Source organism: Photorhabdus sp. RM96S, assembly GCF_042879335.1.
Taxonomy (GTDB): Bacteria; Pseudomonadota; Gammaproteobacteria; order Enterobacterales; family Enterobacteriaceae; genus Photorhabdus; species Photorhabdus kayaii.
The window spans coordinates 1-609 of record NZ_JBHFKT010000156.1 but is presented as its reverse complement, the minus strand read 5'-3'; the positions used below and the strand labels follow the sequence as shown (position 1 = coordinate 609).

Here is a 609-nt window from a genome sequence, read left to right as displayed (position 1 = left end):
ATCAAAACCATCCTCACCACCCTGCTCAAAGAGAACGGCGTCCGGGATGTGGCGTTCAGCCTGCGCAACCCCCACCCGGAACGGGAGTTCTGCGTCCAGTACCGCGAAACCGATTTTGACTTTCTGCAACGACTGACCGCCGAAGAGGGGATTTTTTACTTCTTTGAATTCACCGGTCATAAAAACACCCTGGTGTTTGCCGACGACGCGGGCGCCGTGGTCAACGGCCCGGTGCTGCCCTATCACCCCGACGACGCTGAACAGGCCCAGCAGCTGTGCATTACCCGGCTGACCCGCCAGGCGCAGGTACGGCCGGCGGTGGTCGAGCTCAAAGATTACACCTTCAAAAACCCGGCCTGGGCGGCGGAGTTCCGTCATCAGATGCGGGAGCAGAACCTCCAGCATACCGGCTATGAACACTTCGATTTTCCCGGCCGCTTTAAAGATACGCAGCACGGCGCCGACTTCACCCGCTACCGGCTGGAAGCGCTGCGCAACAATGCCCTGACCGGTGACGGTGAAAGTAATGCCGCGACGATGCAGCCCGGCGTGCTGTTCACCCTGACCGGCCATCCCCGGGACGACCTCAACCGGCTCTGGCAGCTGGTC

At 61.1% G+C, this 609-nt stretch carries 1 protein-coding gene; it reads left to right on the top strand.

Annotated features, from left to right (window positions below):
- A partial coding sequence (gene tssI / locus ACGF49_RS24730; protein ID WP_387493370.1) for a type VI secretion system tip protein TssI/VgrG occupies positions 1-609 on the top strand: 609 nt, incomplete at both ends.